This is a genomic window from Paenibacillus sp. HGF5, from assembly GCF_000204455.1.
GTDB lineage: Bacteria > Bacillota > Bacilli > Paenibacillales > Paenibacillaceae > Paenibacillus_AQ > Paenibacillus_AQ lautus_A.
In genome coordinates, this window is record NZ_AEXS01000168.1 from 19,053 (window position 1) to 46,033 (window position 26,981).

The 26,981-nt window shown below is 50.2% G+C and carries 23 protein-coding genes and 1 pseudogene; 4 read left to right on the forward strand and 20 right to left on the reverse strand.

What is annotated here, in order from left to right; all coding sequences use genetic code 11:
- Positions 1–53: 53 nt before the first annotated feature.
- From HMPREF9412_RS28190 to HMPREF9412_RS28200, 3 genes are all read right to left on the reverse strand, one after another.
- Positions 54–1,187, reverse strand: a complete 1,134-nt coding sequence (locus HMPREF9412_RS28190; RefSeq protein ID WP_036673862.1) for an NAD(P)/FAD-dependent oxidoreductase — start codon at positions 1,185–1,187, stop codon at positions 54–56.
- A gap of 197 nt (positions 1,188–1,384) precedes the next feature.
- Entirely contained in the window at positions 1,385–1,759 is a 375-nt protein-coding gene (locus HMPREF9412_RS28195; protein ID WP_009595297.1) for a VOC family protein, read from the reverse strand.
- A gap of 240 nt (positions 1,760–1,999) precedes the next feature.
- Positions 2,000–3,496 carry an Lsa family ABC-F type ribosomal protection protein gene (locus HMPREF9412_RS28200; protein WP_009595267.1) on the reverse strand — a complete coding sequence of 499 codons (1,497 nt, stop codon included), beginning with the start codon at positions 3,494–3,496 and terminating at the stop codon, positions 2,000–2,002.
- Positions 3,497–3,986: 490 nt separating this feature from the next.
- Here HMPREF9412_RS28200 and mscL point away from each other — a divergent pair, with 490 nt between their 5' ends.
- Both mscL and HMPREF9412_RS28210 read left to right on the forward strand, forming a co-directional pair.
- Positions 3,987–4,385: a large conductance mechanosensitive channel protein MscL gene (gene mscL / locus HMPREF9412_RS28205; protein WP_009595292.1), complete on the forward strand. Its 399-nt coding sequence runs from the start codon at positions 3,987–3,989 to the stop codon at positions 4,383–4,385.
- Positions 4,386–4,595: 210 nt separating this feature from the next.
- Complete coding sequence (locus tag HMPREF9412_RS28210) at positions 4,596–5,042, forward strand: OsmC family protein (protein ID WP_009595285.1); 447 nt, start codon at positions 4,596–4,598, stop codon at positions 5,040–5,042.
- 105 nt (positions 5,043–5,147) lie between these two features.
- On the opposite strand, the gene HMPREF9412_RS28215 is transcribed toward HMPREF9412_RS28210, so the two are convergent.
- From HMPREF9412_RS28215 to HMPREF9412_RS28275, 13 genes are all read right to left on the reverse strand, one after another.
- Positions 5,148–5,945, reverse strand: a complete 798-nt coding sequence (locus HMPREF9412_RS28215) for a polysaccharide deacetylase family protein (protein WP_009595308.1) — start codon at positions 5,943–5,945, stop codon at positions 5,148–5,150.
- A gap of 85 nt (positions 5,946–6,030) precedes the next feature.
- Positions 6,031–6,576 carry a DinB family protein gene (locus tag HMPREF9412_RS28220; protein WP_009595302.1) on the reverse strand — a complete coding sequence of 182 codons (546 nt, stop codon included), beginning with the start codon at positions 6,574–6,576 and terminating at the stop codon, positions 6,031–6,033.
- Positions 6,577–6,718: 142 nt separating this feature from the next.
- Positions 6,719–7,870 carry an NAD(P)/FAD-dependent oxidoreductase gene (locus tag HMPREF9412_RS28225; protein WP_009595299.1) on the reverse strand — a complete coding sequence of 384 codons (1,152 nt, stop codon included), beginning with the start codon at positions 7,868–7,870 and terminating at the stop codon, positions 6,719–6,721.
- A gap of 69 nt (positions 7,871–7,939) precedes the next feature.
- Complete coding sequence (locus HMPREF9412_RS28230; protein WP_009595291.1) at positions 7,940–8,653, reverse strand: methyltransferase domain-containing protein; 714 nt, start codon at positions 8,651–8,653, stop codon at positions 7,940–7,942.
- On the reverse strand, positions 8,640–9,797 hold the full coding sequence (locus tag HMPREF9412_RS28235; RefSeq protein ID WP_009595310.1) for a type III polyketide synthase: 1,158 nt from the start codon (positions 9,795–9,797) through the stop codon (positions 8,640–8,642). Before HMPREF9412_RS28235 ends, HMPREF9412_RS28230 begins: the two co-directional genes overlap by 14 nt.
- A gap of 257 nt (positions 9,798–10,054) precedes the next feature.
- On the reverse strand, positions 10,055–10,594 hold the full coding sequence (locus HMPREF9412_RS28240; RefSeq protein WP_009595270.1) for a hypothetical protein: 540 nt from the start codon (positions 10,592–10,594) through the stop codon (positions 10,055–10,057).
- A 279-nt stretch (positions 10,595–10,873) separates the two neighbouring features.
- Entirely contained in the window at positions 10,874–12,160 is a 1,287-nt protein-coding gene (locus HMPREF9412_RS28245) for a Gfo/Idh/MocA family protein (protein WP_009595286.1), read from the reverse strand.
- A 24-nt stretch (positions 12,161–12,184) separates the two neighbouring features.
- Positions 12,185–13,072 (reverse strand): carbohydrate ABC transporter permease, encoded by an 888-nt coding sequence (locus HMPREF9412_RS28250; protein ID WP_009595272.1) that lies wholly within the window; start codon positions 13,070–13,072, stop codon positions 12,185–12,187.
- A 20-nt stretch (positions 13,073–13,092) separates the two neighbouring features.
- Positions 13,093–13,983: an ABC transporter permease gene (locus HMPREF9412_RS28255; RefSeq protein ID WP_009595306.1), complete on the reverse strand. Its 891-nt coding sequence runs from the start codon at positions 13,981–13,983 to the stop codon at positions 13,093–13,095.
- A gap of 84 nt (positions 13,984–14,067) precedes the next feature.
- Positions 14,068–15,789 carry an extracellular solute-binding protein gene (locus tag HMPREF9412_RS28260; protein WP_009595284.1) on the reverse strand — a complete coding sequence of 574 codons (1,722 nt, stop codon included), beginning with the start codon at positions 15,787–15,789 and terminating at the stop codon, positions 14,068–14,070.
- A 122-nt stretch (positions 15,790–15,911) separates the two neighbouring features.
- Positions 15,912–17,255, reverse strand: a complete 1,344-nt coding sequence (locus HMPREF9412_RS28265; protein ID WP_009595278.1) for a response regulator — start codon at positions 17,253–17,255, stop codon at positions 15,912–15,914.
- The gene (locus HMPREF9412_RS28270; RefSeq protein WP_009595287.1) at positions 17,255–19,003 is read right to left on the reverse strand and encodes a histidine kinase; all 1,749 of its coding nucleotides are present in this window, start codon (positions 19,001–19,003) and stop codon (positions 17,255–17,257) included. The genes HMPREF9412_RS28265 and HMPREF9412_RS28270 overlap by 1 nt, the downstream gene beginning before the upstream one ends.
- Positions 19,004–19,194: 191 nt before the next feature.
- Positions 19,195–19,977: a phytanoyl-CoA dioxygenase family protein gene (locus HMPREF9412_RS28275; protein ID WP_015735002.1), complete on the reverse strand. Its 783-nt coding sequence runs from the start codon at positions 19,975–19,977 to the stop codon at positions 19,195–19,197.
- A 124-nt stretch (positions 19,978–20,101) separates the two neighbouring features.
- Between HMPREF9412_RS28275 and HMPREF9412_RS28280 the strand changes: the two genes are divergently transcribed.
- Positions 20,102–20,983, forward strand: coding sequence for an AraC family transcriptional regulator (locus HMPREF9412_RS28280; RefSeq protein WP_009595300.1), 882 nt, complete (start codon positions 20,102–20,104; stop codon positions 20,981–20,983).
- A gap of 31 nt (positions 20,984–21,014) precedes the next feature.
- Here HMPREF9412_RS28280 and HMPREF9412_RS28285 read toward each other — a convergent pair whose 3' ends face one another.
- Both HMPREF9412_RS28285 and HMPREF9412_RS33500 read right to left on the reverse strand, forming a co-directional pair.
- Positions 21,015–21,770 (reverse strand): hypothetical protein, encoded by a 756-nt coding sequence (locus HMPREF9412_RS28285; protein WP_009595266.1) that lies wholly within the window; start codon positions 21,768–21,770, stop codon positions 21,015–21,017.
- A gap of 217 nt (positions 21,771–21,987) precedes the next feature.
- The gene (locus tag HMPREF9412_RS33500; RefSeq protein WP_009595277.1) at positions 21,988–22,269 is read right to left on the reverse strand and encodes a hypothetical protein; all 282 of its coding nucleotides are present in this window, start codon (positions 22,267–22,269) and stop codon (positions 21,988–21,990) included.
- Positions 22,270–22,463: 194 nt separating this feature from the next.
- Here HMPREF9412_RS33500 and HMPREF9412_RS28295 point away from each other — a divergent pair, with 194 nt between their 5' ends.
- On the forward strand, positions 22,464–23,114 hold the full coding sequence (locus HMPREF9412_RS28295) for a hypothetical protein (protein ID WP_009595275.1): 651 nt from the start codon (positions 22,464–22,466) through the stop codon (positions 23,112–23,114).
- A gap of 97 nt (positions 23,115–23,211) precedes the next feature.
- Here the strand turns inward: HMPREF9412_RS28295 and HMPREF9412_RS28300 are convergent, their stop codons facing one another.
- Both HMPREF9412_RS28300 and HMPREF9412_RS28305 read right to left on the reverse strand, forming a co-directional pair.
- On the reverse strand, positions 23,212–25,329 hold the full coding sequence (locus HMPREF9412_RS28300) for a galactose-binding domain-containing protein (protein WP_009595295.1): 2,118 nt from the start codon (positions 25,327–25,329) through the stop codon (positions 23,212–23,214).
- Between the two features lie 143 nt (positions 25,330–25,472).
- A pseudogene (locus HMPREF9412_RS28305) lies at positions 25,473–26,981 on the reverse strand (hypothetical protein); the annotation flags it as partial.

Below are 26,981 nucleotides of genomic sequence, written 5' to 3' on the forward strand. Positions count from 1 at the left end.
TCTGCATGGAGGATATATCTGTGATCCATTCCTTGCTCTGATTAGCCGAAGCTTCAAATTTGGGCTTCTTCCATGGCTTTACGAACATCATAATCACGGATATCGATATCCAGCGGCATGCGGAGCGCCAGCTTTGCCAGCTGATACCCTAGAAATGGCCCCATCGTTAGTCCAGACGCTCCCAGCCCGTTTGCCGTAATCAGCCCTTCCCACTCGGGAACTGGGCCGATGACGGGAAGAAAGCCGGGCGTAAACGGACGAAAACCGACTCGCACCTCCTGAAACGTGCTGTCCGCTAAATCAGGCGCCAATGCCAATCCTTTATTCAGGATTTCCTGCATGCCGCCAGGGGTCACCCTCGTATCGTAGTCCTTGATATCATTTTCGTGAGTCGCCCCGATCACGATCCTTCGGTTATCGAAAGCGAGCAAATATTGATCCGAAGGCGGCATGATCACCGGCCAGTCTCCTGTATCACGATGATCGGACACCTCTACATGCATGATTTGCGCTTTCTGATAGTGAACCTGAAAATGAATGCCTAAAGGCTGCAGCAGTTGTTTTGCCCAGGCGCCGGCACAGACGATGACTTCATCAGCCGAGTAGCGCTTGGATCCGACTACGGCTCCAGTTACGCGGCTCGCCTGATACTGCAGCTCGGCATTCCCGTTTATTAGCTCGGCTCCGTGCCTTTGCGCTGATCGGATCAACGCATCTCGCAGCGCCCGACCATCGACACGGGCAGCGCCGCTGATATGAACGGAATGATAGCCTTCCTGGAGCAAAGGAAACCGTTCACGGGTCTCTTCCTCATTCAGCGGTGTGATCTCGCCGATTTCCGGAGCTTCCGCTTTTCGAGCATGGGCCCGCTCCTCCATCTTACTGATTTTGTTCACATCTTCATGAATGCTAAGGGCGCCGACTTGAGCGTAGCCCGTGTCTGTCTCGCCCTCGCTGATAAGCTCGTTTATGAACTCAGGATAAAAGCGTGCGCCGGCTTTGGCCAATCGGTACCATGCCTGATTCCGCCTTTGCGACAGCCAGGGACATATAATTCCTGCTGCGGCATCCGTAGCCTGCCCTTGATCTTTGCGGTCTATAACGAGGACTTCCGCTCCCATTTTGGCTAACTGATAGGCGGCCGATGCCCCCAGAATTCCAGACCCTATGACGATGACTTTCTTCATGTATGACATTCCCTTCCTCAAAGCACTGTATCCATTATAGCGAATACAGAAAAAAAGTATAACGCCCGCCATCTAGCTGTTAGGAACGGCCGGCTAATGCATATTTCAGCAGGGATATTTCTTTCATACAAAAAAGCCGCCAAATAGGCGACTTTACATCCATATGATCTAGGGTTGATCTGATGAAATGGTTAATCTTATTTTTCCATGACAGCAAAATAGTTCTCTTCGTCATCCGCAAAATTGAAGACTCTGCCGGAAGGCAAATGTACCACTTCGCCGACCGTGATATTGTGGCTGGTTAAATGACGATGCAGCGCATCGAAATTTTCCGTGAACAACATTAAGGACGGTGTGCCCAAATGTAATTCTGGCGACATTTTGGCTACGAGTTCCTTATCATGCAGAATGATGCTTGTTTCTGCTTCCTTCGTTGGAGCGATTTCAATCCATCTCATTTCACCGTTGTTCTCTTCAGCGATAACTTCAAATCCTAGCATCTCAGTCCAAAACTTCACGGCTTTTTCCTGATTGTATACATACACCATAATTTGACCAACTTTGCTAATCATCGATTCTACACTCCCTCATATAAGTAAATGAAATGTTATACCAGCCTGCTTTTATGACTTCCTTTCTGTTTTTATCCTAACATGCCAAAAACATTCAAATTTCTTTTCAATTGCGAATTAATGTAAAAAAAGCTGCCGCTAATGTGCGGACAGCTTTTTTTGAAATTTACCATTTAAAGAACCATGGGCTAGCTAATCCGAACTCCCTCTTCTTCCCGGGATAACCGCCTTGTTTCTTTCTTATGCTTCTTGATTGCCTTCAAGCTCAACGATTTTCGTTGCGACATTTTCGCAAAATGCACGATCATGCTCCACAAACAGAATGGTTGGTGCATACTCCAGCAATAGCTCTTCAATTTGCATACGGGAAATAACGTCAATAAAATTAAGCGGTTCATCCCAAATATGCAAATGAGCCTGCTCACTAAGACTTTTGGCGATCAGGACCTTCTTCTTCTGTCCCCCGCTATATGTCGAAATATCCTTTTCGAACTGGAGCCTCGAGAAATCGAGCTTCCGCAAAATGGATTTAAACAGACTCTCGTCAATTCCGCTGCTCGTGGCATAATCCGACAAGCTGCCCCGAAGATGGGACGTGTCCTGGGATACATAGGATATTTTCAGCTGACGATCCCTGCTGAGATGTCCCGTGTACTGCAGATCTTCTCCGCATATTAATTTCAGGATGCTGGATTTTCCTGATCCGTTTTTACCTGAAAGGGCAATTCGCTCCCCTTGTTCGATCGTGAAACTTACGTTCTCACACACCGTCTTGGAGCCATACGAAATGGATACATTCTCCAGCTCGACCAGCTGCTTTTTGTGATACTCGAGCTGGGAAATCGCAAGACTCTCGGAGCTCTCGATGTTTTTAAGGAGCTTCGATTTTTCCTCAATAGCGGATTGTTGCCGCTGCTCCAGGTTTTTGGAGCGTTTCATCATTTTGGCTGCCTTGTGGCCAATATACCCTTTATCGACTTTGGAGCCGGAATTTCTGGTGCCGTTTTTCGTTTTTTCTACTTCATGCGACCAATTTCCCGTTCTTTTGGCAGAATCGGTTAATCGTTTAATGTCTTTCCTGAGTTTCTCGTCACTGGCAAGCTCAAATTGATCCTGTCGCTTTTTATTTTCCCACCACGCGGAGAAATTGCCCTTTTGAATCTCGATATTGGTTTTATTGATGGACAGGATGTGATCGACACAGTCATCCAGGAATGCTCGATCGTGAGATACCAAAATGTACCCGCTTTTTTTGTTGAGATAGTCGCTGACCGATTTTCTCGCATGCATGTCAAGATGATTGGTCGGCTCGTCGATCAACAGGAAGCGGTTCTCTTTGGTAAAGAGCGCCGCCAACATCACTTTGGTTTGTTCTCCGTTCGACAATGATGCATAAGGCCGATACAGAACATCTTCCGATACCTTCAGCAAGTTAAGCTCGCGCACGATTTGCCAATGAACATACTCCGGATAAATCTCTTCGATTACATCCTGGGTAAGATATTCCTTGTGCTCGACATGGTAAGGAAAATAGTCGAAGCTCACGGCGGACGAAATATTCCCGCTGTATTCATACTTGCCCTGCAGCAGGTTCAAGAACGTGGTTTTCCCTCTGCCGTTTCTTCCGGTAAATCCTAACTTCCAATCGGTATCGATTTGAAAGCTCACATTCTCGAATATAGGATCATAACTGCTTTCATAAGCAAAGGTTAGGTTCGTTACATTAATTAATGACATTTTACTCATTCCTCTATGGCGATATTTCAGAACGAAAAAAGCGCAAATAACACCTGATCCCGGTGCTATCCACGCTAACGTTAACCTAACTATACCATAAAGAAACCAAGCGATTGATCAAGTCATCGCTAAGCATGCCTGTATATGAATATAGAAGGATAAAGTTCCGGTATCTGATTGGTTATGATGTGAACCTTGTCTAGTGTTCCCCGTTTCGACAGGTTCACATAAACATCTACAACCTCTAATTCAGTCATCGCTTTATCCCTCCTCTGCATGATCACTCATTATAGTTCGAATATAAAAAAACTTAACATGAAAACCTCCCATTGGTCAACCGGCTCGGGAGTCTCACCATTTCAATATTCTGAACAAAGGCCAAGGATCATATCCGACTTTCCGATCTTGCGCAAATAGCGGGTTGCTGTTAGGATAATTCGAGTGGCAGCTAGCTGCCTAATCATATGGATCGAAAAGCAGGTGACCGATTATGAATTTGTTAAAAGAATTTAAAACCTTCGCACTCAAGGGTAATGTGCTGGATTTGGCCATCGGGGTGATCATAGGGGCGGCCTTCGGCAAGATTGTATCCTCGCTCGTGAGCGATATCATTATGCCGGTGATTGGCTTGCTTCTTGGCGGAGTGGATTTATCAGGGCTGAAGGCTACCATCGGGGACGCAACGCTGACTTACGGGGTCTTCCTTCAAACCGTCGTGGACTTCCTGATTGTCTCCTTCTCGATATTCATGTTCATCCGAACGCTCAACCGCTTCAAACGCAAAGAAGAGATCAAAGCCGAAGAACCGCCGGCTCCGTCGAAGGAAGAAGTTTTGTTGGCTGAGATTCGCGATTTGCTGAAACAGCAAAACCAGGCCTCCGAAAAATAATAGTTCCATTAGAACGTGTTTTCAATATGAAAACACGTTCTTTTTTTGACCCACTACGGCTCGCATGGCGATCCCTGCCCACCTTATATAATATTGACAGATCCGAATCATTAGAATTATAATTCATACTATCCCCACTAAAATAGTATGTATTAAAAATCGGCAAATAACCGTCCAACCTTGGGCTGCCCGGAAAAGGAGAGATTCCACATGCCAAATGTTCAAACGTTTAAAGCTACCGCCCAATTGAAAGAAGGGGTAAAAGTCATAACGAAAGCAAGACAATTCGAGCTTGTCATTGATGAGCCTCAAAGTCTCGGCGGTACCGATACCGGAATGAATCCCGTCGAAGCCTTGCTTGCTTCCTTGGGTGCATGCCAATCGATCGTAGCCCGCGTTTATGCGCCGAAATTCGATGTGGTGCTTGAGGATTTCAGGGTAGACGTCGAAGGCGACTTGGATCTGGACGGATTTTTTAACCGCTCCGAGGTACGCCCCGGATACTCCGACATTCGATATACGTTTTACATCAAGACACCATCGCCCGCCGATAAGGTGGAGTCGTTCGTGGCATTCCTGGAGAGTAAATGCCCTGTGGGCGATACGATTGCTGCGCCGGTGAATCTTAAGCTGAGTCGCATCGTCATCGAAAACTGAACTCATGTACATAGAGGGAGGCAAGACATGCACACAGCAGTCCTGCATCCCTCTTTTATCTTATGCTTAAAAACTTGAGTCTACGCTGGGCTCCACCATCCAAATCTACAATCGCGCCATCTGACCACCTTTGATCTCTAAAGGCTCGCCATCTGCGCTAATCCATACGTTTAAGGCACTGGGGTTATGGATCATCCGGCTATCTGCCGAGAAACGAAGTTGGTCCAACGCACTGCAGTATGCATAGATCTCGGCATTCGTGGCATACCAGATATCATTCCGGCCGCCGATCATGTCCCCGAACCGATCGACGAGATCCCAGTTGCGGTCGTTCTCGAACTCATAACTGTGGCCCCACACGTACAGGATGGTCATTCTAGAGAAAATCTGCTGCATATCCACGAACTTCTCCGCGTATTCCACCATTTCTTTATGGTGACAAGTCGGATGCCAACGAAGCCAATCATCGGGCTTATGAAACGAGCCATGGCTGTTTACCGTGCGAGCGTATTCCATGCCGACATATCTTAAAAGGCCGATTACTTGTTCACTGTAAGTGCCGAACGGATAACTCATTCCCTTAATGGGGTAATGAACCAGAGCTTCTAACGCTTTCCGGTCCTCTACAACCTGCTCCACCACTTGTTCGGTAGGTATTTGCTCAAGGAAGGGATGATCCACGGTATGCGCGGATACCTCATGCCCCCGGTACAAGGATGCGACCTCCGAAGGGTCGATGTATCCGTCTTTGCCAAGCGTTCCGCTGTTCAAATGAAACGTGCCCCGTATTCCGTACTCATTCAGCTTCTTGACCAATTTCCGATCATATTCGCGGCCATCATCAAAGCTAAGCGTCACTGCCTTCTTGGCGCCATTCGGAAAACGGTCATATTGTATGCGCATTCAATTCCCTCCCATTTAAGATATTGACTCGCATCATAGCCAATTAAGTTTCATTATACGATGATTGACACCGGGGATTCATCTATTATTTCCTGTTTACAGCATATAGGAATCGACCATAGCCGATCTCAGCCGCATTTTTCATCAGCTCGACATTAAGCCAGGCCGCCAGCTTATGAAAGGGTTGATCCGTGAAAGGCCACATGGTTCGTTCCGTCGAAAGAAACGCATCGTCCGTCAACGCCGCCGCTTCACGTTCCCATCGCAGTCTCAAATCGTTAATCCGCTCTCTGGCCTCTTGAATGCTCCCAGCAGAATAGATATCGTTGCGGTTCATCGACCCGTTTCCGAACGAATGGTTCAGCACCATCGTCCACCAGTAGGTGATATGCCATGTCAACCAGGATATGCTGGGCGGGCCGATATCGTATTCCTCGGATTCCGGCCATTCCGCGCGCCAGATTCCGTATTCTCGATAAACATGAAGCCCCTTCGAGGCAGGCCGCCAAAAAAACTCCTCGTCCTGAAGGCCCGTGAGATGCAAATCTAGCATCTGCCAAGCGATTTGGAACTGGAAATCAAGGGTGTTTCGAAGGATACAAGGCGGTTTAGCCGTATTTTTGTCCTGCATAGTACAACCCTCCGTATTTCGTTTATAATATAGATGTTATTAACTTTCGTCTATTAATACAAGGATATAATAAGCGATTGTTTATCACCGGTCAATCCATGGATCTGAACATCAGCAAACAAAAAAGCCGCAAGGATGCGGCCTATCTGGTGCCCATGCCCGATTCGGATAAACGGGTGGCTTTGACGATATAGGAAGCCAGTCCGGGGATCATCCGTACGATACCGGGATAGAAGCGATTGCTTTTGGCAAAAGCCAGATTCTGAATTCTTCTCGCCCTTCGAAGCAGCTGCGCAAAGGTGCGATTGGCTTCGTGCGTGTACTGATTTTGCCATTGAGCGAAGTTGATTTCTCCGTTTAAATATTTGTCGGTCCAGCCGGAGCACAGCAGAGATGAACGCAGGGCAACCGACATTCCGTCTCCGCAAAGCGGCGGAAGCATCAGCATGGCATCGCCGATGTGCGGATATTGCGACCACGGTTCCGGTCTGTCGGATAAACGAAGCGGGGCGATCGATACCTGGGTGCCCTCAACCGGCTCTCCTTCAGCCAACCGTTCAGTTAACCTGTTGTTCGAGCGTGATGCGGCTTTGAGAATTTCGGGTACCGATTTGCCGCTTCCTTGTACCGAATTCAAGGTCAGCAATGCAGCCACGTTGACCTTCCCATTCTCGACCGGCGATATCCCGACATAACCGCCCTCGCAAAAATACAACTCTACCCTGGAAGGCACTGTGATGCCGGCAAAATGCGACTTTACGCCGACATACACGGTATCATCGCGATATGTTTCGGCTGAAGCAACACCGCGCGGTTTCTTAGTTCCGTAGGCTCCAATGACGGCTCTTGCCTCATACCGAACCTGTTCGTTCCCTTGCCTCGTTTCGACTTCATAACGTTGATCGCCCCGCTTCCGGATCTCGGTCACGGTAGACCCCGTTACAATCTCCGCACCCGCGCTCAAGGCATTCTCATGCAATAGGCGATCCAGCTCGTAACGGCTGATGCCGGTGGCATTACCCGGTAACGGTGCGGTGATGACGCCGCCATGAGGCATCACGATTGAGGCATGATCCATCGCAGCGGGGTTCACCTCCTGGACTTGAAGATGGACACCCAGATATTCCAGCATCTCTCGGGTCTCTGGGGACATGAATTCGCCGCAGGTTTTGTGGCGCGGAAAGGATTGGCGATCCAGCAGGATCGTACGATGCCCCTGCTTGGCAAGCTGCAGGGCACAGCTCGTACCGGCAACTCCCGCGCCGATGACCAACACATCGGCTTGCTTTGACATATGTGAACACCCGCCTTTTAGCTTGCATGAAGAATTTAATCATCGGTTTTGGCAGCCGATTATGGCTTCCTATCGTTTTGGGATAACAACGGAATAGCGGAACAATGGCTTCCATCGATAGGTCAAAGTGGCGTGATTAAGCTGCTCTTTCAGTTCTCTCCAATCTCTCCCTTTAAACCCCTTGGCAACCGATAACGGCCCATCGTGACGAATATAACGATTGCGTGAGATGAGACGCGTTGTGATCCAGACGGCCGCGTAAGGCACAGGATGCCGATGGATATCGTTAATGACGACGCCATGAACGGAGGTTCGCAGCATATGCGACACGATCTCCATGAGCTGCTGTCCCTGAAAATGGTGGATGAACTGGGATCCGGTCACGATATCAGCCGACGCATCAGGCAGTTCCTTAACGTCCGCGCGACGTACATGAACCCTCGGTTCATGACGAAACAGCCGTCTCGCCTCTTCGCAGGCTTCTTCCGTCACATCGACTAAGGTAATGCTCAGCTCCACGCCCATTTGATCCGACCATTGGAGCAGCTTCCGGTTCACATCGCCGGAACCCGCGCCAACATCTATGATGCTAAGGGTATACGGACAGCCGATCGTTTTCCAGAGCTTCACCACGCCGTCCAAGGTCGGGCCCGGTGCCGCGAATATGCGATTCAACCGCCTTAAATGCCGGAGCGCTTCGCTCAGCTCTTCTCCGCCCATGGAGAAGTCATCCATAAGCTCATCTTCTTGTGCCCGGATGGACAGCGTTCTAAAGAAGGACATGGTCCTGCTCCTTAACCGTTGGCGCATAAGCCTTTACATAGGTAAAACGCATAAGCTCCGCCGTTAAGCCAGGTCCGAAAGCCATGGCTACTCCTTCCGTCGAAGCTTCATTCCGTTCTTTCATCTTCTGGCGCATCGCGTTCAGCACGAACATAATCGTCACGGAGGAAAGATTGCCTGCCGTTCTTAGAATCTCCCGGCTGTATTGGGTTTGCTCGTCGGTCAAGCGCATTACTTCCTGCACTGAATCTACGATGCCCCGGCCGCCCGGATGGATCGCCCATAATTCCGGAAGCTTGTCGCCTCCCAGCAGAACACGAAGCTCATCCTCCAGATGAGTACCAAGCAATTTGGGAATACGCGGCGACAGGAAAAGATCAAAGCCCGTATTGCCTACCTCCCACGTCATATCCTCCGTTGAATCCGGGAGCAGGACGGAATATCCCGTGCCGAGCTCCACATAATGCTGATGCTCTGCTTCCGGCTGACCGATGACACAGGACGAGGCACCATCGCCGAAGAATGAGGCCGCAAACAATGCTTCCCTCTCCCGAACCGGCTGGAAGTGAAGCGTGCAAAGCTCGACGCACACGACCAGCGCGTGCGAACCCGGCGCTCCACTCACAACATCCCGCGCCATTTGGATTGCTTTAAGACCAGCGGCACAGCCTTGGAAGATTAATGGCAAGCGATTGACCCGCGGTGAAAGCCCCAGCTTCCGAATCAACAGAACATCCATCCCCGGCTGGTATTGACCCGTGCAGCTGACCGTAATGAGATGCGTAATTCGATCTGGAGACATGCCGGCATCTTTCAATGCCTTCTCGGCAGCCTCCACGCCAAGCGGGAGGGCCTCTCTCTTATATGTATCCATACGCTCTTCGGTTGTCGGAATGACGGACGCGTCATGGGAATGCAAATATCGGCACTTCTCCAAGGGATCCAGATAGTTGGATTCGCAAGTATAACGAGTTTCGACTCCGCAGGATCGAAATACTCTTCGGGCAAAGCGGGCCAGATCGGGTCTGTCCTGCAGCGTGGATGCGATTAATTCTGCGATATCCGACTGAGCTACGGAATGCACCGGCAATGCCGTGCCCATCCCGAGAATCGCGACATCGGATCTACCGTTTGTTTGCTTCATGCTCAAACCTCCTGCAGTCTTGGAATTATACATGATTACCCACCCCGGGGCTTTTTGAACTTGTTTAACTTCTATTTGAGGTTAGGATAACCCGAACATAGCAAATCATATCCAATTCAAACCAAATCACTTGTAAAATCGCATCCGCAAACAAAAAAACCACGATTCACGTGGTTTTTCAGACTTACCGGTCCTTGTCATCAAAGGAACAAGCAATGGCTGTTGATTCTGAACGGATGAACGTAATTGAGCTTCGGTTATATTACTTGACCGGATTCAGCTTCGTCATCCTGACTTCCCAGAACTTCTGCATGGGCAAGAAGAACCCATTGATTGGATTGGTCGTAACCGGATACCTCGGCAACCACACGATATCGAGGGTACATCCATTCGGGACGGGTACCGGCTTCCAGAGCGGAGGTGTCCGTCAAACCGACCGCATGCGGCTCTAGCAAATGAATCAAAGTGCCTTGCGGAAAAAAGGCCTCGATCCTGCCTTCTACTCGTGCGCCGATAGGAAACATGCGCTGGATCCGCTGCCAGTCCTCCATCCCGGCAAGAAGCTGCTTCTGCCAGAGCTCTTCGAATGCAGCTTGACTGATTTCTTCATAATAGGGTTCTTTCGGATCAAGTGGATGCTCCGCCAGCAAGAAATGACGGGACTCATGCTTTCGGTTCGACGTGATCCAGCTGCCGTCCTCTTCATGAACCATCTGCCTGTAAGCCGTTCCATCGAGATCCACTTCAAAATACCAGGTCCCCATTCCCGGTTCCTGGACATCTTTCAGATATTTCAAAAGTCGTCCTCCTATCATCTGAGCAACCGTTCAAGAAATTCGGCCAAGTTCCGGTAGCGGCTCTCGCTATAACTTAAATAAACCCACACTCGGGCTCCGGCTCTATGGTTTGGTCCGATTCGGGCCAAACCAAATATGCAGATTTACGAACCGTATGATTGTTTTTTGCTATCGCGCCCGGTTTATTTTACCATATCCAGGTGCTTGGGCGCGGCGTCTTTTCTTTACTATATCAAACAAGCCTGACTGCGACTGCAATCAGGCTTAAAGATCTACACATTAATTTCCGGACATCGTTCTGATCGGCTCGCTGAACTGCTGCGCAAACTCATTTAGATTGATGATCCTTCCATCCACTCTCGACTGCTCAGCCGCGAATGCCATAAGGTGGCTTTGAACGGAACGGCTTGCCGATGTTAGTCCTTGGTTGCTTCCTCCCGTTTGCACCAATCTCAGAAAATCCTTGATCAGACCCATATCTCCGCCGCCGTGGCCGACATGGCCGCCCCGGTCCGCAAAAGAAATTCGCTCGACCTTCCCGCTGCCAAAGTGAATGATCTCTATTTCGTTCTTCTCCATGGCTCCGCGGATTTCTCCGCGGGTTCCCATCAGCTTAATCGTGCGGCTGACATCTCGCGTAAACGCGCTCATCGTGAAGGCGACCGTCACGCTGTTGGCAAACTCCATATTGACGACCTGATGATCCACCACGTCATTGTCGCAATGGTATACGCATCTGCCGTACGGCCCCTCCAGCAGCGCTTGATATCGGGCATCATAACTCATATCGTCACTGATCGCCGAGGTCGGCCAATTCGTGTCCTCGGTCAAATAATGATCAGGTGCATAATAGAGGCACTCATCCGAGACCGGACATCCGTCCAAACAGCGCTTCGGTGCGCCTTCCGGTGCCTGTGCAGCCGTAAAATGGCTCAAGGAGCCGAAGGAGGACACCCGGACGCAATCCGAATCGGCAAGCCAGAGCAGCATATCAAGATCATGGCAGGACTTGGCCAGTATCATTGGGCTGGAATCTTCCGTCCGCCGCCAATTCCCCCGCACAAAGCTGTGCGCCTGATGCCAATAACCCACGTTCTCGTTATGCTGAATCGACATCAATCGGCCGATAGCCTCTCGCTCCAGCAGCTCCTTGATGGTGGAAAAAAACGGCGCGTACCGAAGCACATGACAGATCGAAAATACCAAACCGGCCTGCGAAGCCATCTCACCCATCCGGATGCATTCTTCGGGATCCGGAGACATCGGTTTTTCCAAAAGCACATGGTAGCCGGCCTCAAGCGCCCGCATTGTCGGCTCGAAATGCTGCTTATCCTGGGTACATATGAACACGGCGTCCGCGACCTTGGGTGCTGTAAAAAAATCATTCCAGTTCTCGAAGCATGCCGCGTCTTCAAGTCCATGCCTCGCTTGAAACTGTTCCCTCCGCTGCCGATTCGGTTCTGCGACCGCAACCACCTCCAACTCGTGGGGATGCTGCAGGGCATATTCCAAATAATTGATGCCCCGCAGCCCGGCACCGATCAAGGCGACCTTTACTTTATTCATCCGTTTTCTCTCCCTCCGTAGGTCTTATTCTTTCACGCTTCCGACCGTCATCCCTTTGACAAAATACTTCTGCAGGAACGGATACACGACCATGATCGGCAGTGCGCCCATGAAGATTTGGGCCGTTCGAAGCGTTTTTTCGCTCAAATTCTCCATCGCCTTGATCTGTTCGATCGAAATCGAGGTCATTTGGGAATTGATCGACATAATGAGGGTGGACAAATAGGTTTGCAGCGGGTATTTTTCCGGCGAATTCAAGTACAGAATACCGTCAAACCAAGCATTCCAGTGCCCCACGATGGTGAACAGACCGATCGTCGCAATGGACGGCAGCGAAACCGGCAGGTAAATTCGCCATAATATTCTCCAGTGTCCCGCACCGTCAATCGTTGCCGCCTCTTCCAGCTCCTTCGGGATGGTCCTGAAGAAGTTCAGCATCAGAACCATGTTCCATACGTTAAGCGCTCCGGGCAGAATCAAAGCCCACACGGAGTCGATGAGTCCGGTGTTCTTCACGACCATGTACGTGGGAATCAATCCCCCGCCGAAAAACATCGTTATGGCAAAAAACCACACGTACGGCGTACGGAACTTAAATTGATGATTCGATTTCGATAATGGGTACGCTGTAATGAATACCAGAAGCATATTCACTGCCGTCCCCAACACGACCCGGGTTAGCGAGACGCGGAACGAACGGAAAAACTCTACCTTTTCGCCCAAGTACCGGTAAGCGTCCAGGTTAAAGCCCACGGGCCAGAGTCTCACTTCTCCCGCCATTGCGGCCGTATTCGAGCTTAACGAAATCGAGAGCAAATGAATGAACGGAATGATACCGAGCAAGGTGATGAGGGACAGCACCAGCGTATTCGTGATTACAAACAGCCTTCTGCTGATCGTTGGTTTATGCATCTTCCTACCTCCACTCCGGCCTAAAAGATCCGATAATTGTTATATTTGTAAGCCGCATAGTACGTCACGGCCACGAGCGCCAGAGAGATGACGGATTTAAAGAAACCGACGGCGGCGGCAGGACCGAACTGCTGGCTGAACATGCCCAGTCGATAAACGAAGGTATCAATGATATCCGCCCCTTCATAAACCGTCGGGTTGTACATGATCAAGATCTGCTCGAAACCTGCGTTAAGAATGCCGCCAAGGCTCAACACGCCAAGCAAAATGAGAATCGGCGCCATGCCCGGCAGCGTGATGTGAATCATCTGCTTCCATCTTCCGGCTCCGTCTACTTCTGCTGCCTCATACAGCGTCGCATGGATTCCGGTGATGGCTGCAAGCATGACGATCATGTTGTAACCCATCCCTTTCCATACATCCGATCCGATGACGATCCCGCGGAACCAGTTATTATCCAGCATGAACATGATCGGTTCCATATGGAGCGCGCCCAGAAGGCCGTTCACCGGACCATTCAAGGAGAACAATTCGATGATGACGCCGCCGAGCACGGTCCAGGACAGAAAGAACGGCAGGAAGATGGCGGATTGGATAAAGCGCGAAAACCATCTTCGCGTGACTTCGTTGAGGAGCAGTGCCAATATCAGGGGCACCAGTAGAAACAAAACCATTTTGAATACGGAAATCACGATGGTATTCCACAGAACCTGCTTGAAATCGGGCAGTTCGAAGACATAGCGGAAATTATCGAAACCGACGAAATCCGAGCGGAAGAACCCAGCCAGCGGCTCGAATTGCTGAAAGGCCATCACAAGGCCGGCCATGGGCCCGTATGCGTAAATCAACGTGACAATGACTCCCGGCAGCAGCATCAAATGCAGTAAATATTCTTTTTTCAGCGTTCTCACAGATGAAACCTCCCCGTCCATTTCAAACGGGAGGAGTCTGCCGGCTTCCTCAAGGGCTTCTCCTCCCGCTTTATCAATCCAAGATTACTTGGCGCCCTGCTGGCCGTACCAATCATTGACTTCCTGGGTGATCTGATCCCCGCCCAGCGATTTCCAGCTCTGAACGAATTTATCGAATTCGTCCAGCGAGGCCCCCATGACGATCTTGGTGAAGGTTTCCTGCATCAGCTTATCAAGCTGGGAGCCCTTCTCGACTTGAGTTGCCGTTGGCAGTCCGTAGAACTCGTTATTTACGTAAGCTTGATTCTCTTTGATTTGCCGCGTCATGCCCCAGCCGCCGTCTTTCGCCGCCCGGCTGAAATATTGGCCCCAGTTTACGCCTTTCGAGGCATTCGCGGTATTGCCTGCAAGATAATCCTTTGCCGCCTTGAAGACGTCCGCCACATTTTTGTAGTTTTCGTCATCCAGCGTGATTTCCGTTTGGTTTGCGTCGAGAGCCTTGTTTACTTCCGTGTAGATCGTTTCGATTTGAGCCGGATTATAGATCCGTGGGTTGAACCAATTATAGACGTATCCTTTTTCCGCTTTATTCTGGTCCATGTATTTCTTGTTGCCCATCTCGATGTAGAAGTTGATCATTTTGATGGCGGCTTCCGGATTCTTCATTTTTTTGTTCACGACCACGAGTTTGTTGCTGCGGATTTTGGGAACCATGGACTTGCCCGGCCCGTCGAGTCCGGGAATCTGAAGGGCAATCCAGTCTGCCTTGGGATCCTTGTCAACATTCAGATTCAACGGCCAGTTCGGATACCACCATTCCCCGTAAGAAATGCCCACCTTGCCTGCCGTAATATCTTCAACGGACTTGTTCTCGTCCTTCAAGGCGAATTCTTTGTCCAGAATTCCCTCCTTGTACCAGGACTGCAGCTTGCCCAGCGCGGTCTTGACTTCCGGTTGTATGAGCCCGGGGATCAGCTTGCCGCTGTCGTCCTTGATCCAGGCCGATTGATTGTCCCCGATGGAAGGATACGCGCCAAATCCATTGAAGAAGCCCCTCAGGTCAAAGCCCCAAAAGAACAGATTCTTTTGCATGGCGATACCGTAGGTGTCGTTTTTGCCGTTTTGATCGGGATCCTGCTGCACAAAGGCTCTAGCAACCTGCTCCAGCTCATCCATCGTTTTCGGCGGCTGCAGCTTCAGGTTATCGAGCCAGTCCTTGCGGATCCAGAGCAGCTGAGTGGACAGGAACGGATCCTCGAAACCGGGAATCGCGAGCAGCTTACCGTCTGAGGTAAACGTCTTCATCGCAAAGCCGCCGTCGGATTCCATGTATTTTTTCAGTGCCGGCGAAGCGAAGTCGTTATAAGCTTGGGTGAGATCGGCAAGCATGTCCTGCTTCTTCAGCTTCTCGAAGTTCTTCTGATCCAGCTCCATAATGTCCGGCAGGTCGGCCGAAGCCATGGCTAATGAAAACTTTTGCTCAAACTGGCTGGAAGGCACCGTCCATTTGTACTGGACTTCAATATTCAGCATGTCTTTGAGGTCTTTGAAGTAAGCATTCTGTTCGGGCGTAATCCCTTGCGGCGTCCGCGGGTCCTCGGGCGGATTGTAGCCAAGCACTTGCGTGACCGTTACCGTTTCAGGATATTTGCCGAGAGGATCCGGCGGCGTATTGGAGTTCGCCTCCTCGGCAGATGTTTTGTTCGGTGTCCCCTCCGATTCGTTCCCCTGATTCGAGCATGCCGCCATTACCGAAAGCGTCATCGTGCTAATCAACATCATTTTCGCTAGTTTGGTCCATTTCATGATGGCTATATCCCCCTTGATCTGGCATATTCTTGATATCCGTACTGCTTAGATATCATTATAGATTCCTCACGAAAGCGCTATCAATTTTAAGTTTTTTACATCGCTTTCACTTTTTTTACTTATTGGGTATTTCGGTATTCCTGTGGGGTTACGCCCATCTTTTTCTTGAAAAACGTCGTAAAATACGACGGGGATTCAAACCCGAGCCGCACGGCAATCTCTTGTAATTTCATGTTCGTATGCTGCATCAGATGAAGCGCCCCTTCCAGCTTTTTCGCCTGAATATACTCCAGCAGATTTTGACCCGTCAGCTGCTTGTAGTAGCGCGAAAGATAGGATGGGTTAAAATGCACTTCCTCGGCTATGGCGGTCAACGAGACGTCCCCGGATAAATGCTCCAATATGTACCTGTGAATCCGGTCGATCACATCGAATTTCATGTCATCCTGCCTCAGCTGGCTGTTTCCATGTATCATCGCTTCGTGTTCCTTTGCCTTTTCGATATCGGCAACGACCATCTCTTGTCCCAGCGCCGCCCTGCTGAGCAGCATGATCCGCAAAGCATGAAGCTGCTCTCCCACCGTGTTCCATTGGTGCAGAAGATTGCCCGATATCCCGAAAGAAACCTGAACGCCAAGCAGCTCTTCGCACTCATTTTGCACCTGCTCCAGGATGCCCCTCATATACGACATCATGCCCTGCCAATGAAGCACATCTTCCGGCTCAAACCTCCGATAACGGTCCAGAAGCTCCTCGCCCGGCTGCAGCAGCCATACCAGCAAGTCTTCATCCAGTACGACATGCTCGCAGGCAAACGAGCTGGGCAGGTCGTTGATAAACATCATCTGAACGGCTTGCACCGCATTCTTCGCCTTGGCCTCCGGGGCCATTCCGATCCTTCCAGCGAGAAGGAATGCCGGCCGATCTGCGTCGATACCGAACTCCACCTCTTCATAACGGGGCTGAGACAACAGGGAACTCAGGGCTTCCCCTTTCAATGCCTTTTGTATGAGTTCGCGCTTGAGCAGAGGCTCGGCCATTTGAAAATGCATCTTTGCCTTTTCTGCCTGGATTCTGCGTCGGTTCTCTTCATCCAGCCTGGTGGAAGCCTCTTGGACAGCATGAAAGATCGGATCGATCCCTTCGGTTTTCAGGATGTAGTTATCCACGTTCTTGCGCAGGGCTTCATGCACATATTCAAACTCGCTGTAACCGGTCAGAAAAATGATCCGGCAGTGCGGCCAATAGTACGTAATTTCGTCAATCAGCTGTAGCCCGTTCTTATGGGGCATTCGTATATCGCTGACCAGGATGTCCAGCTTCACTCTCATGGCGATCTCCACCGCTTCCTTGGCGGAATAGGCTTTCCATACATCCAGGTCGAATTGCGTTTGCTCCTGAAAAAGCTGAACCAAGCCGTTCACGATGACGGGCTCGTCGTCCACGATCAACAGTCTGTACATCACGATGCCTCCTCTGATTCATGAATCATAATGATCAAATCCACCTTCAAACCGCCATGGACGCTTCGCGAGACGGATAATCCGCTGCCGGGCCCATACTTGAGCTGAAGCCGGTTGTTCACGTTGACCAATCCGGTTTGCTCCACATGCTTCGAATCCATGGCAAGCTTGCCGCGCAGACGCTGCAGCATCTCATTCGTAAGCAAATTCCCGTTGTCCTCCACCGTGATACGCAGTCTGCCCTCCCGATAATCAGCGCTGATGTACAGCATGCCTTCCTCCATGCCATCCTCGAATGCATGCTCGAACGCATTCTCCACGATAGGCTGAACAATAAGTCTCGGTACGGTGATACCTTGGGGAATGTCCGCAAATTCCCTATGCTCATACGAAATCCGGTTCGAGAAGCGAATGCCCTGTATGTCGCAGTAATCCAGAGCATGCTTGTATTCCGTATAAAAAGGCACCTCGTCGGAGCCGCTTCTCGTGATGTATTGATAATAGCTGCCGAGCTTTTGCGAGAGCTCCGCCGCACTATCCGAATCTCCGACCTTGCACATCATATACACATTGAAAAAGCTGTTATATAAAAAATGCGGATTAATCTGGGATTGCAGCTGCTTCAGTTGCGAGTGCTGCAGTGCTATTTTTTGCTCATAGTTTTCTTCGATCGACTGTTTAAGCTTCAAGGCCATCCTGTTGAAACCGTTAAACACGTAATGAAACTCATCCTTGGTTCTGGACTCGATCAGGATATTCAAATTATCGGTTTCGATCATATGAAAGGCTTTTACGAGCTTGGACAAAGGCCTGTGGATCATCAGATTGACCGAGAACGAATAGAGCACCATCACAATCACGGCAAGGATAAACAGCGTATAGAACCAGGTAATGAATTGGCTTATGGGGCGGGTGATTTCATTCTGATTCACGTACATGACCAAGGACAGGTCCAGCGAGCCGACTTCATTCTGAATGATAAAATAGTCTACGCCTCCCAATTCCCCCGTCTCCGGCGCATTTCGATCCGTATCCGGCTTGTCCAGGACATGATTCAAGATCTCTGTTGACTCATCGGCCGCAGGCGCCGTCGTCAAGATGGTGCTGCCTTCCCTGCTCCCCAGAAGGACTTCGGATTCCGGATACAGCTTGGCGATTTCGCTTAAAGCCCCGAGCAGCTTGGGCCGGGAAATCTCGATGTATGACCAGACAGCCCCGTTGTTTTCGGTTTCGATCAGAAAGATCCGGTCGCCGCTCCTATAGAATGAAGGTTTGGGCATGACCGCCATCATGGACGATATCCGTTCCATTTCCTTGTTCGGGGTATTGGTCACTCCCGTCGTGGTCGAGATCGTTTTCCCGACATCCTTCACGTACACGCCGGCACTCACAACATATTCGCTGGAAACCATCAAGGTTGCCAGCCGATCCCTGACCTGGTCGATGAGCTCCACCTCTTCGTAATCCTCAAGCATGCTGCCTCGGAAACTAAGCTTCTGCAGATCCTTGTCATTTAACAGCTGCAGCTGCAGATTCCGGATAAAATACATTTCTTTATCGAGCTGCTTGGAATAGAAGGAGGCCCCCGCGGCCGCGGAGTTCAAGATAGACTCCTTGGTGACGGACATCCCCTTATAATTCAACCAAATATTCATCGAGATGAGAGGAAGTAACAATACGATAAATACGATGACGATTTTTTGATAAACAAACCATTTCGATGCTTTGCCCGCAGCCTGAAGTTTCATGCTTTTCCCCCAATTCGTTATCACTCGATCCATTATCATCTAGTATAGGGGGGCCGGCTGACATTACAACGAATTATTTTTACTATTAGGTGCAAACATGACAGTCATGAGTTCCAGGCATAAAAAAAAGCCCCGTAAGGGGCTTTTAAGCTGGTTTATCATGCAGCACAGGGATCGGTGCTGTTATATGGTCATTTCGCACTGATGATTTCATACTTCGGCTTCACATTGTTAAAATCCGGGTTGGTTCCGCTGACCATTAAGCCCATGCCCCAATCGAAGTGAACATCCGCGGTCGGCACATCCGAAGCATCGCGATATTGGAACAGGATGTTTCGGCGCGTACGCTCGCTCCGGTTCACGTCCGACCCATGGATGGTCAGGTAATTGAAGAACAATACATCGCCTGCCTTGGCCGGACATGGAGTCCCCGAAGATAAAGGATGCTCTTTATGGTTCAAATAGTAAGCGCCGACATGCGGCAATACGCCCTGCTTATGAGAGCCGGGAACGACGCAGAGGCAGCCGTTCTCCATATCGGCGTCGTCGAGATGAACGCTGGCAGCAAGCATCGTGTGATCCCGATGAGGGAAATACGGATAATCCTGATGCATGGGGAATGCGGCCCCGTTAGATGGGGGCTTAACCAGCATTTTGGAGTGATGCAGCTGTACGTTCGGTCCGATGATCCCGTTCAGCACTTCGGTCATTCGAGGATGGATCGCGGCACGCATGAAAGCGGCATCATGATATTGCACGTCGTGAAATCCTTTCAGAACCAGCTTCTTAAGCTGTTCAGGCGGCAGGAAATCGCCCTGCCATGCATGGTTTTGATCCGATTTGGCGCGTGCCGCCCTTTGGATGATCCCTTCAACGGCCGTTCGCATATCTTCGACTTCCTGTTGATTATAAACGCCCCGGACCAGCAAATACCCATTCTCTTTGTAAAATTGCACATCCTTCTCGTCAATCATCGCCATGCACCCTCTCGATATTTTATGGAATATCTAGTTTAATTATAGTGAGGGCAAGCGGGATCGTATTTGCACCGGAAAGACGACGTTTTGCAAAATTACGCCAGAAGGGAGCTGTACTGCCTTGTACCATTGGAGCAAAAGCGAGGAACGGCTTAATCGTTATGCAGGTCGGTTAGAAGGCGAGAGCCTCTCGTTCCTTGTCCATTACTGGGGAACCGTTCGTCATTTGACGGCCAATTCCTTGCATCGGCATTCTTTCGTTGAAATTTGTTATGTACACGGCGGATCCGGCGTGTATCTCGAAGGCGACAGGACATACCCCTTATATCCTGGGGTCGCTTTCTGTACCCATCCAGGTCAGCTGCATCAGATCAAGGACGTTCACGATCTGAATCTGTTGTTCGTGGCATATGACGCGATGGAGAAACCATCAGCCACCGATGTTACGGCGGCATATTTGGAAGCGCTTCGTCGATGCGCCGTTTGGACCGAGTTTGCCAGTGAATCGCCGGCCATCCAATTATGGAAATCCATGCTGATGCGTTCGGAAGCCGAAGACTCGCTGCCTGCTTCGCTTCTGCCCAAACTCGCGCATGCGCTGCTCGAATCCTTCCCTGCCCTGTTCGGGGCTGCCCGCAACCTCGATGCGGCTCCGAGCTACTCAACCACGGTGCAGCTTGTCCAAAGAGCAAAACTGTACATTCGAGACAATCTAAGCGGACCATTATCCTTGCCGGAAGTGGCGACATACCTCAACGTGTCGGAGCGGCAGTTGTCCCGCTTGCTTGCGGGCAGCATCCATGAATCTTTTTCTTCCATGGTTCGCACCGAGCGGATCCGGGCAGCCGAGCTTCTGCTGCAGCAAACCCATGATCCCATCAAGCTGATTGCGGAACGAACCGGATTCTCTTCCGTTCATTACTTCACAAGGCTGTTCACCCAATTCAAAGGCATCTCTCCGGCGGCTTATCGTGCCAAATGGTTCTTAGGGGCGGATCATTGATCTTAACCTGGATATTCGACATTGTCGCATCTCAAGTATATTCCAAGCAAACGACGGCCTTGCCCAGCTCCCTCGAGTAGAACAAGTACAGCGCGTCTGCCCCGTACGCCTGAAAGTAATAACCCGTCAACCGGCCGACATAGGTAAAAATCTCTCCTTCCGGCGTACGCGGCACATGCAGCAGATTGGTCTGCTCGAAACGCAGCCAGTCCTCAAGAGTTTCCCCCTCTTCCTGCAAATCCTGTTGTGCCTCTTCCGACATAAAGCCAATATCATCCAGCAGTCCATGGATCTCCGGGAAGCTTAATCCCCACCCCTTCTCCTGCTTTTCCTTGTATTCATGAATCAGCGCGTCCGCCGATTCGGCAGCACGACCAAAAGACGAGTAAGGGAAGATATGCCCCTTCTCTTCATAGAACCGCTTGCGGGCCATAAAGTCCCGCTCATTGTCGGCGTACGCTTCTGCCAGCGTCTCATGCTCCGGTTCCTGCTCGAGCAAAAAGTAGTTCCAATCCGCTTCGAAGCGGTATTTTCCGTTCACTACATCAAAACCAAGCATATCCTCCTTGGTATACGGCCGGTGTTCGGACACGGTTTCTTCGCCGACGCTGCCGTCGTATATTTCTTTGACGGACACAAAGTGCAGCCACTGATCCTCGCCCGGAAACAGGCACTTCAGATTCAAGGAAAGAATCGGAAGAAAATGCTTCCGGTACCGCTCCATGTCGCCTTCGAATACATCCTCGTAAGCCGGAAAAGGACGAATATGAGATTCCGATATATTCATAGCTTGCTCACTCCTTCAAATTAGGGGAATCCGCGTAATTGACGTATCGCTTCATTCTCTGTTCGAATACCGTATGATACCGGAAGGACCGTGGATATCGATCTTCGCGAAGCTTCTCGGACAATACCGATTGACCTTCCTGATAACGGACCGCGAATTCACATTCATCATAGAATTTGCGGGATAGCCGGCGAAGCTCGTGATCTTCGCCTTGGCTTCACCATCCCATCTGGATCATATCCAGCTGGTCCAACGGATCGCGATACGTGTCCAGGACGATGCAGGAAGCCGGGCCCTCCGTCTCCTGGAATACCAGAACATGGCCGGAGTTCACCGGGCTATCAAAATACCGCTCATAGATCTCCTCTACGGGAACCGCTATGCCAAGCCGATCCATCACGGCTTTAAAGTTAGGGTGTACCCTATACTCGTCAGACAGCTCATCCGGATACCATACGAGCTCGGAGATCGAAGCCGTTATATTGAATTCATATTTCATCCCTTGCCGCCTCCTTCCCTGCTGCAGAATCAACGTCCTATTCGTATTCGTGATACCATCTTCAGTTCGTTTAATAGATTCTCTACATACGGGATATTCTACCATATATCAAATCAGATATAGAATTTCCCGCGCTTAACCGCGATGACTCGGCGTGTTATAATTCGGTTAACATGCTGGAAGGGATGAAATGAATGCTGAAACTGGAAGCGGCTTTAACTAGATTCATAGAACAACAGGACTTGTATAATCGGGGTTTCGGGCTCTTCACCGATCATGAAATACGGCAGCGGTCCGAGGTCCGGCTGCCGCCCGTGGATGACCGTATCACGCTGTCCCCTGAGCTGACCTATCTATATAGCCATTATGAGATGATTGACGCTATGGCCGAAGGAACCCATAAAATGAAAAACGCGGCGGTTGAGATCGGTGAATCGGCTGTCATTTACTTTGTTTCTCCCGAGCATCTGGTCCGGCAGCAAATGGGCTATCGCTGGATTAGCGATAGGGGGGAAACCATAGAATCGAGCAATTGGCCACCTCATCACGTTGTCATTGCCAATGTGAACGATGATCCGCTGATTGTAGATGTCCAAGCCAGTGGTTCACCCGTATATGCCGCTTTCGAAGGTGGCGAGCCTAAACTGATCGCGAATTCGCTTGCGGATTGCTTTCACGCGCTGTCCATCCTCATTGAAGGCGCTCTGCTTTTTCAAGGTGAAACCAGCGACGAAGAAACTTATGAGACGAAGCCTGATTTTCTCGCCCATGTGATGCCGCCACTGTCGGATCTTTTGGGAAGCGAGCAAATGGATGCCCTGCTGGAATATTTATCGCTTCGATAAACGAAGAGGGCTGCCTGCCAACATAAGCAAAGGACACACCTCATTAAGAGAATGTGTCCTTTGCTTATTAATCAACTGCCCACCGTCCCCGTAGTCTTCACTCTTCAGGCCCATATACCTCAATTTCCCAAATGGAGTATCCGTATATTGTAGCCCGGACTGTTCCGTACATCCGTACATACCGCGCGTCCGCTTCGTCAAAAGTTATCGTCTCAAAACCGCCCTTGCCTGTCGTGGTGCTGTATACATCTCTCCAATTCGCCTCATCGCTTGGATCGTCGGCTACCTGTATCCGGTAGCTCTTCCCATAAGCGGCCTCCCAATAGAGCCTGACTTCGTTTATCGTTCGCGTCTCTCCGAGATCCACATAGATCCAGCCGGGGTCCACGCCCCTCTTCGAACCGAAGCGCGTTGTTAAACTTCCGTCGTTAACGTACGGCGCGGTGTCCTCCAATCCGTCATTGGACGAAGCCATGGCTGGACGGTGCAGCGCCAAATTGGTTTTTGGCAGAGGTTCCTCATTCTGAACGGGTCTGATCGTGACATCGCCGTAATGCTCTTTGCTCAAGAAGTTCATCTCGTGCAGTGTAGTTGCCGGCAAGCTTGCTCCGGGCATATAAACATTCTCAAACATCAGATCCGTAATCGCGGCACCTTCCATACCCTTGATCTTGGCAAAACTTTCACCTGCGTCGCGCACCGTAATATCCTTCACTTTAACGTCTCTGACGGGTCCCACGCCGTTATTGCTTCCATTTACCGTGAACATGGTCATCCATGCGCTATTGTCCTCGTTCTTGCCGCTGATATCTTCGACGTCCATCGATTCGAATGTTACGTCACTCACCGCACCGGTGCCGTATTTATGATGAATGGCGAATCCCACAGCCGCTTTATAAACGACTCCGTTTCGGAATACGATATTGGATTGATCCTGCATGACGCCTTGTCCGATCTTATAACCGTAGCATAAGGTCCAAGCGATCGTATCCTCGAATAACACATTGCGAACGGGCTCCGGATTGCCCGGCCATGGCACTTTGCCCGAGGCGATATCGGTATCCTCTTTCCAGGCTTTCGTGGAGAACGGGTCATCCAGCGAAATGCCGATCGCATTTTGTACGACGACGTCTTGGGATTCGCAAATATCGATCCCGTCATTTTCCCCCATCCCCAAACTGTTGAACAGCTTCAGATTTCTGAAGGCAAGATCGTTAGAACGTACCGTAACCACCGCCCAGCCCGATGATTCTCTAATCACGATCCCTTCCATGACAAAATGGGAGGTAGCTATCGGAACAACGAGGTTATTGATCATTCCCTTGCCATTGGTTCCTTTGTCGTCGTGCAGCGCTTGCCCGTTGCCATCGATCGTGCCCCGTCCATAGATCCGGATATTCTCGGATTGAAATGCGGTTGAGATCCACCAGGTAGCCGGTCGTCCCATGGAATCCTTAAACCAGTGCTCGGTGTAATCGCTGGTTCGTCCTGTACCGACCAAGGTGGCTCCCGGCTCCATGTAGAGGGCCGTATTACTTTTTAATACCAAATTCCCGATTTCATAGGTTCCCGCCGGAATGTAGACAATACCCTGCGCACCGTCTCCTCGAGCGGTACCGTAATGACTGGCATCGTCAATCGCCTGCTGAATGGCCCCCGTTCTTACCGAAACTTCGGCCGCTGAAGAACCTGAGGATACAACATGATAAGGAGCGGATGTAATATTGAAAATGCCCTCGCCGGTTGAGGCGGGTGCATCCGTTTCGAGCGGATCCGCCGCGATGACCATACGCGTCTTGCGGTTATTCATCATCACAATCAAATACTCGTCCGATTGGGTCGTGAAAGTGATGGTTCGTCCTTCAATCTTATCGGCTTGGATGCCCAGCTTCTTGGGACTTATGGAGTATTCGTGAACCTTGTCCGTATTCAGGATCGTTAACTCGTAAGTGACAGGACCGTCGGACATGGAAAAATGCGCATAGTCATAATCGCTGAACCCCTTCACCACCGGGATGGGTACTCCGTTCGCTTTGAGCGTATAATTGACGGAGCTTTCATACCTTTCCGATGGCTCGTAGGCTACGATTGTAGCTGGAGTAAATGCAGCCCCTCCCTCCGATGCTTCCGCTTGTAGATTCACGGCTGGTGCCAGCAAGGCAGCAGCAAGCGTAAATCCAAGTGCCGCACGAAACCATGTTTTGACGAATGACATTACATAATTCCTCCTTTTCGTTCGTTTTTCGAAAACCCTTTCATACCTGTCTGCTTCCATATGGCGCCTCTTCATTATAGACTTCATGGATAGGACGATTAATGAGGGTAATTCCACAAAAAGGGCAGATCCTATATGCTAATTCATTCGGGACGTACCCTCTCCGGTTTCATATTCTGGGAAACCAAGCTTGGAACATGTGACAAACCGTAACGAACGAAAGCATAGCGGTTTTGATAGATCGGGCTGTCCGGATCAAGGTCCTTATCCGTCCATCCGGGTTTATTCTTAAAGCTGTCCGGGCCGACCTTAAGGGGTTCCCCTTTCACATGATGGTGCGGACCTAGCAAGTTTCTGCAGCTTCCGATTAACTCTAGTTCAATCAGGTTCTCTCCTGAAATGAGATATTCAGAGATATCGACTTCGCACGGCTCCCATAAGAAAGTGTGGATTTCTTGTCCGTTAATGGTTAATCGCGTGACGATTGCATTCGGCCTAGCGTCAAACCGCCACAGCCATTTAGCACGGTTATCCAGACAGATGGAAACCGTCTGCGCCAGGCGGAGGCTTCCTGCGAAGAACGGCAAGCCCTGACTGACCAAATCTTCTGCCAGCGAACATTCGTGCGGACGTTCGGAAAGAATGAACGGGCCGTCCGAAAAAAGGACACCACCCCCTCCATCAACAAACGGCGATTCCGAGGTTACCGCAAAATCTCCTATGATATACACGCTCTCGAGCTCCGAATCAAACGTAAGCTTATTCGCCTCAGATTCAAATTGATTGGCACGCTTTATAGCCGCATACGTTTCGGGCGAGTTCCAAAAATTGAGCGCAAGCCTGATGGTATTTCGTCCGTGCTGAAGGCAGCCTGTAATATCTACTTTTTTGAAAGCAACGTCTCTCCACCAGCCACAACTATGGGATGCTACTTCGTTTCCGTTCACCTGGATTTTCGTTTTCTCCGGATTCTCTAAGACAAGATACAATTCCCGTTTCATCAAGGGATCAAATGCAACGGCAACCTCGAATTCCAATTCGATTTGCACCGGTGCTCCGATCTTCAGCAGCTCTTCCTGGATAAAAATAAGGGGCCGTGGTTTTGACCACTCGCCTTGTTCCACCCGATACCTGCACGTATCCAGCGTTAAACTGTTCTTATCGATATAATCGATTCTCCACCGCTCATCCAATTGTTGAATCTGCCTTCCGGCATGCTGAAGCTCGAGTTCTGTTGCCGTAACGGAATCGTTTAGCTCCTCATGATTCGGGACAACCCGAATCATATAGGATTGCGCTGGATGCAGCGTCAAGTTCAACCGAATGCCGACGGGCATTGCTTTATGGTTCAGCGGCTCGATCGCGCCGCTCTCCAAATGAATAAGAAAAGGCGAACCCTTTCGATGAATAGTCACAACCGTATCCGGATAGCGCTCTTCTCCGGAATTCACCAGGTAATAAAGATAAGAGCCGTCCAGCTCAAGCGTCTGAACGTTAACCATGTCCGAGATAATGGGATTCCCCATTCCGTCAGTTACAGAAATGGGAGGTGAAACCGTATCCGTAAGCATCTTCACCAAAGATAATCGACTCATATCAGGTTTCATTGCAGCGTCTACGACACGCATGATGTCTTCGCAACGTTCCCCATT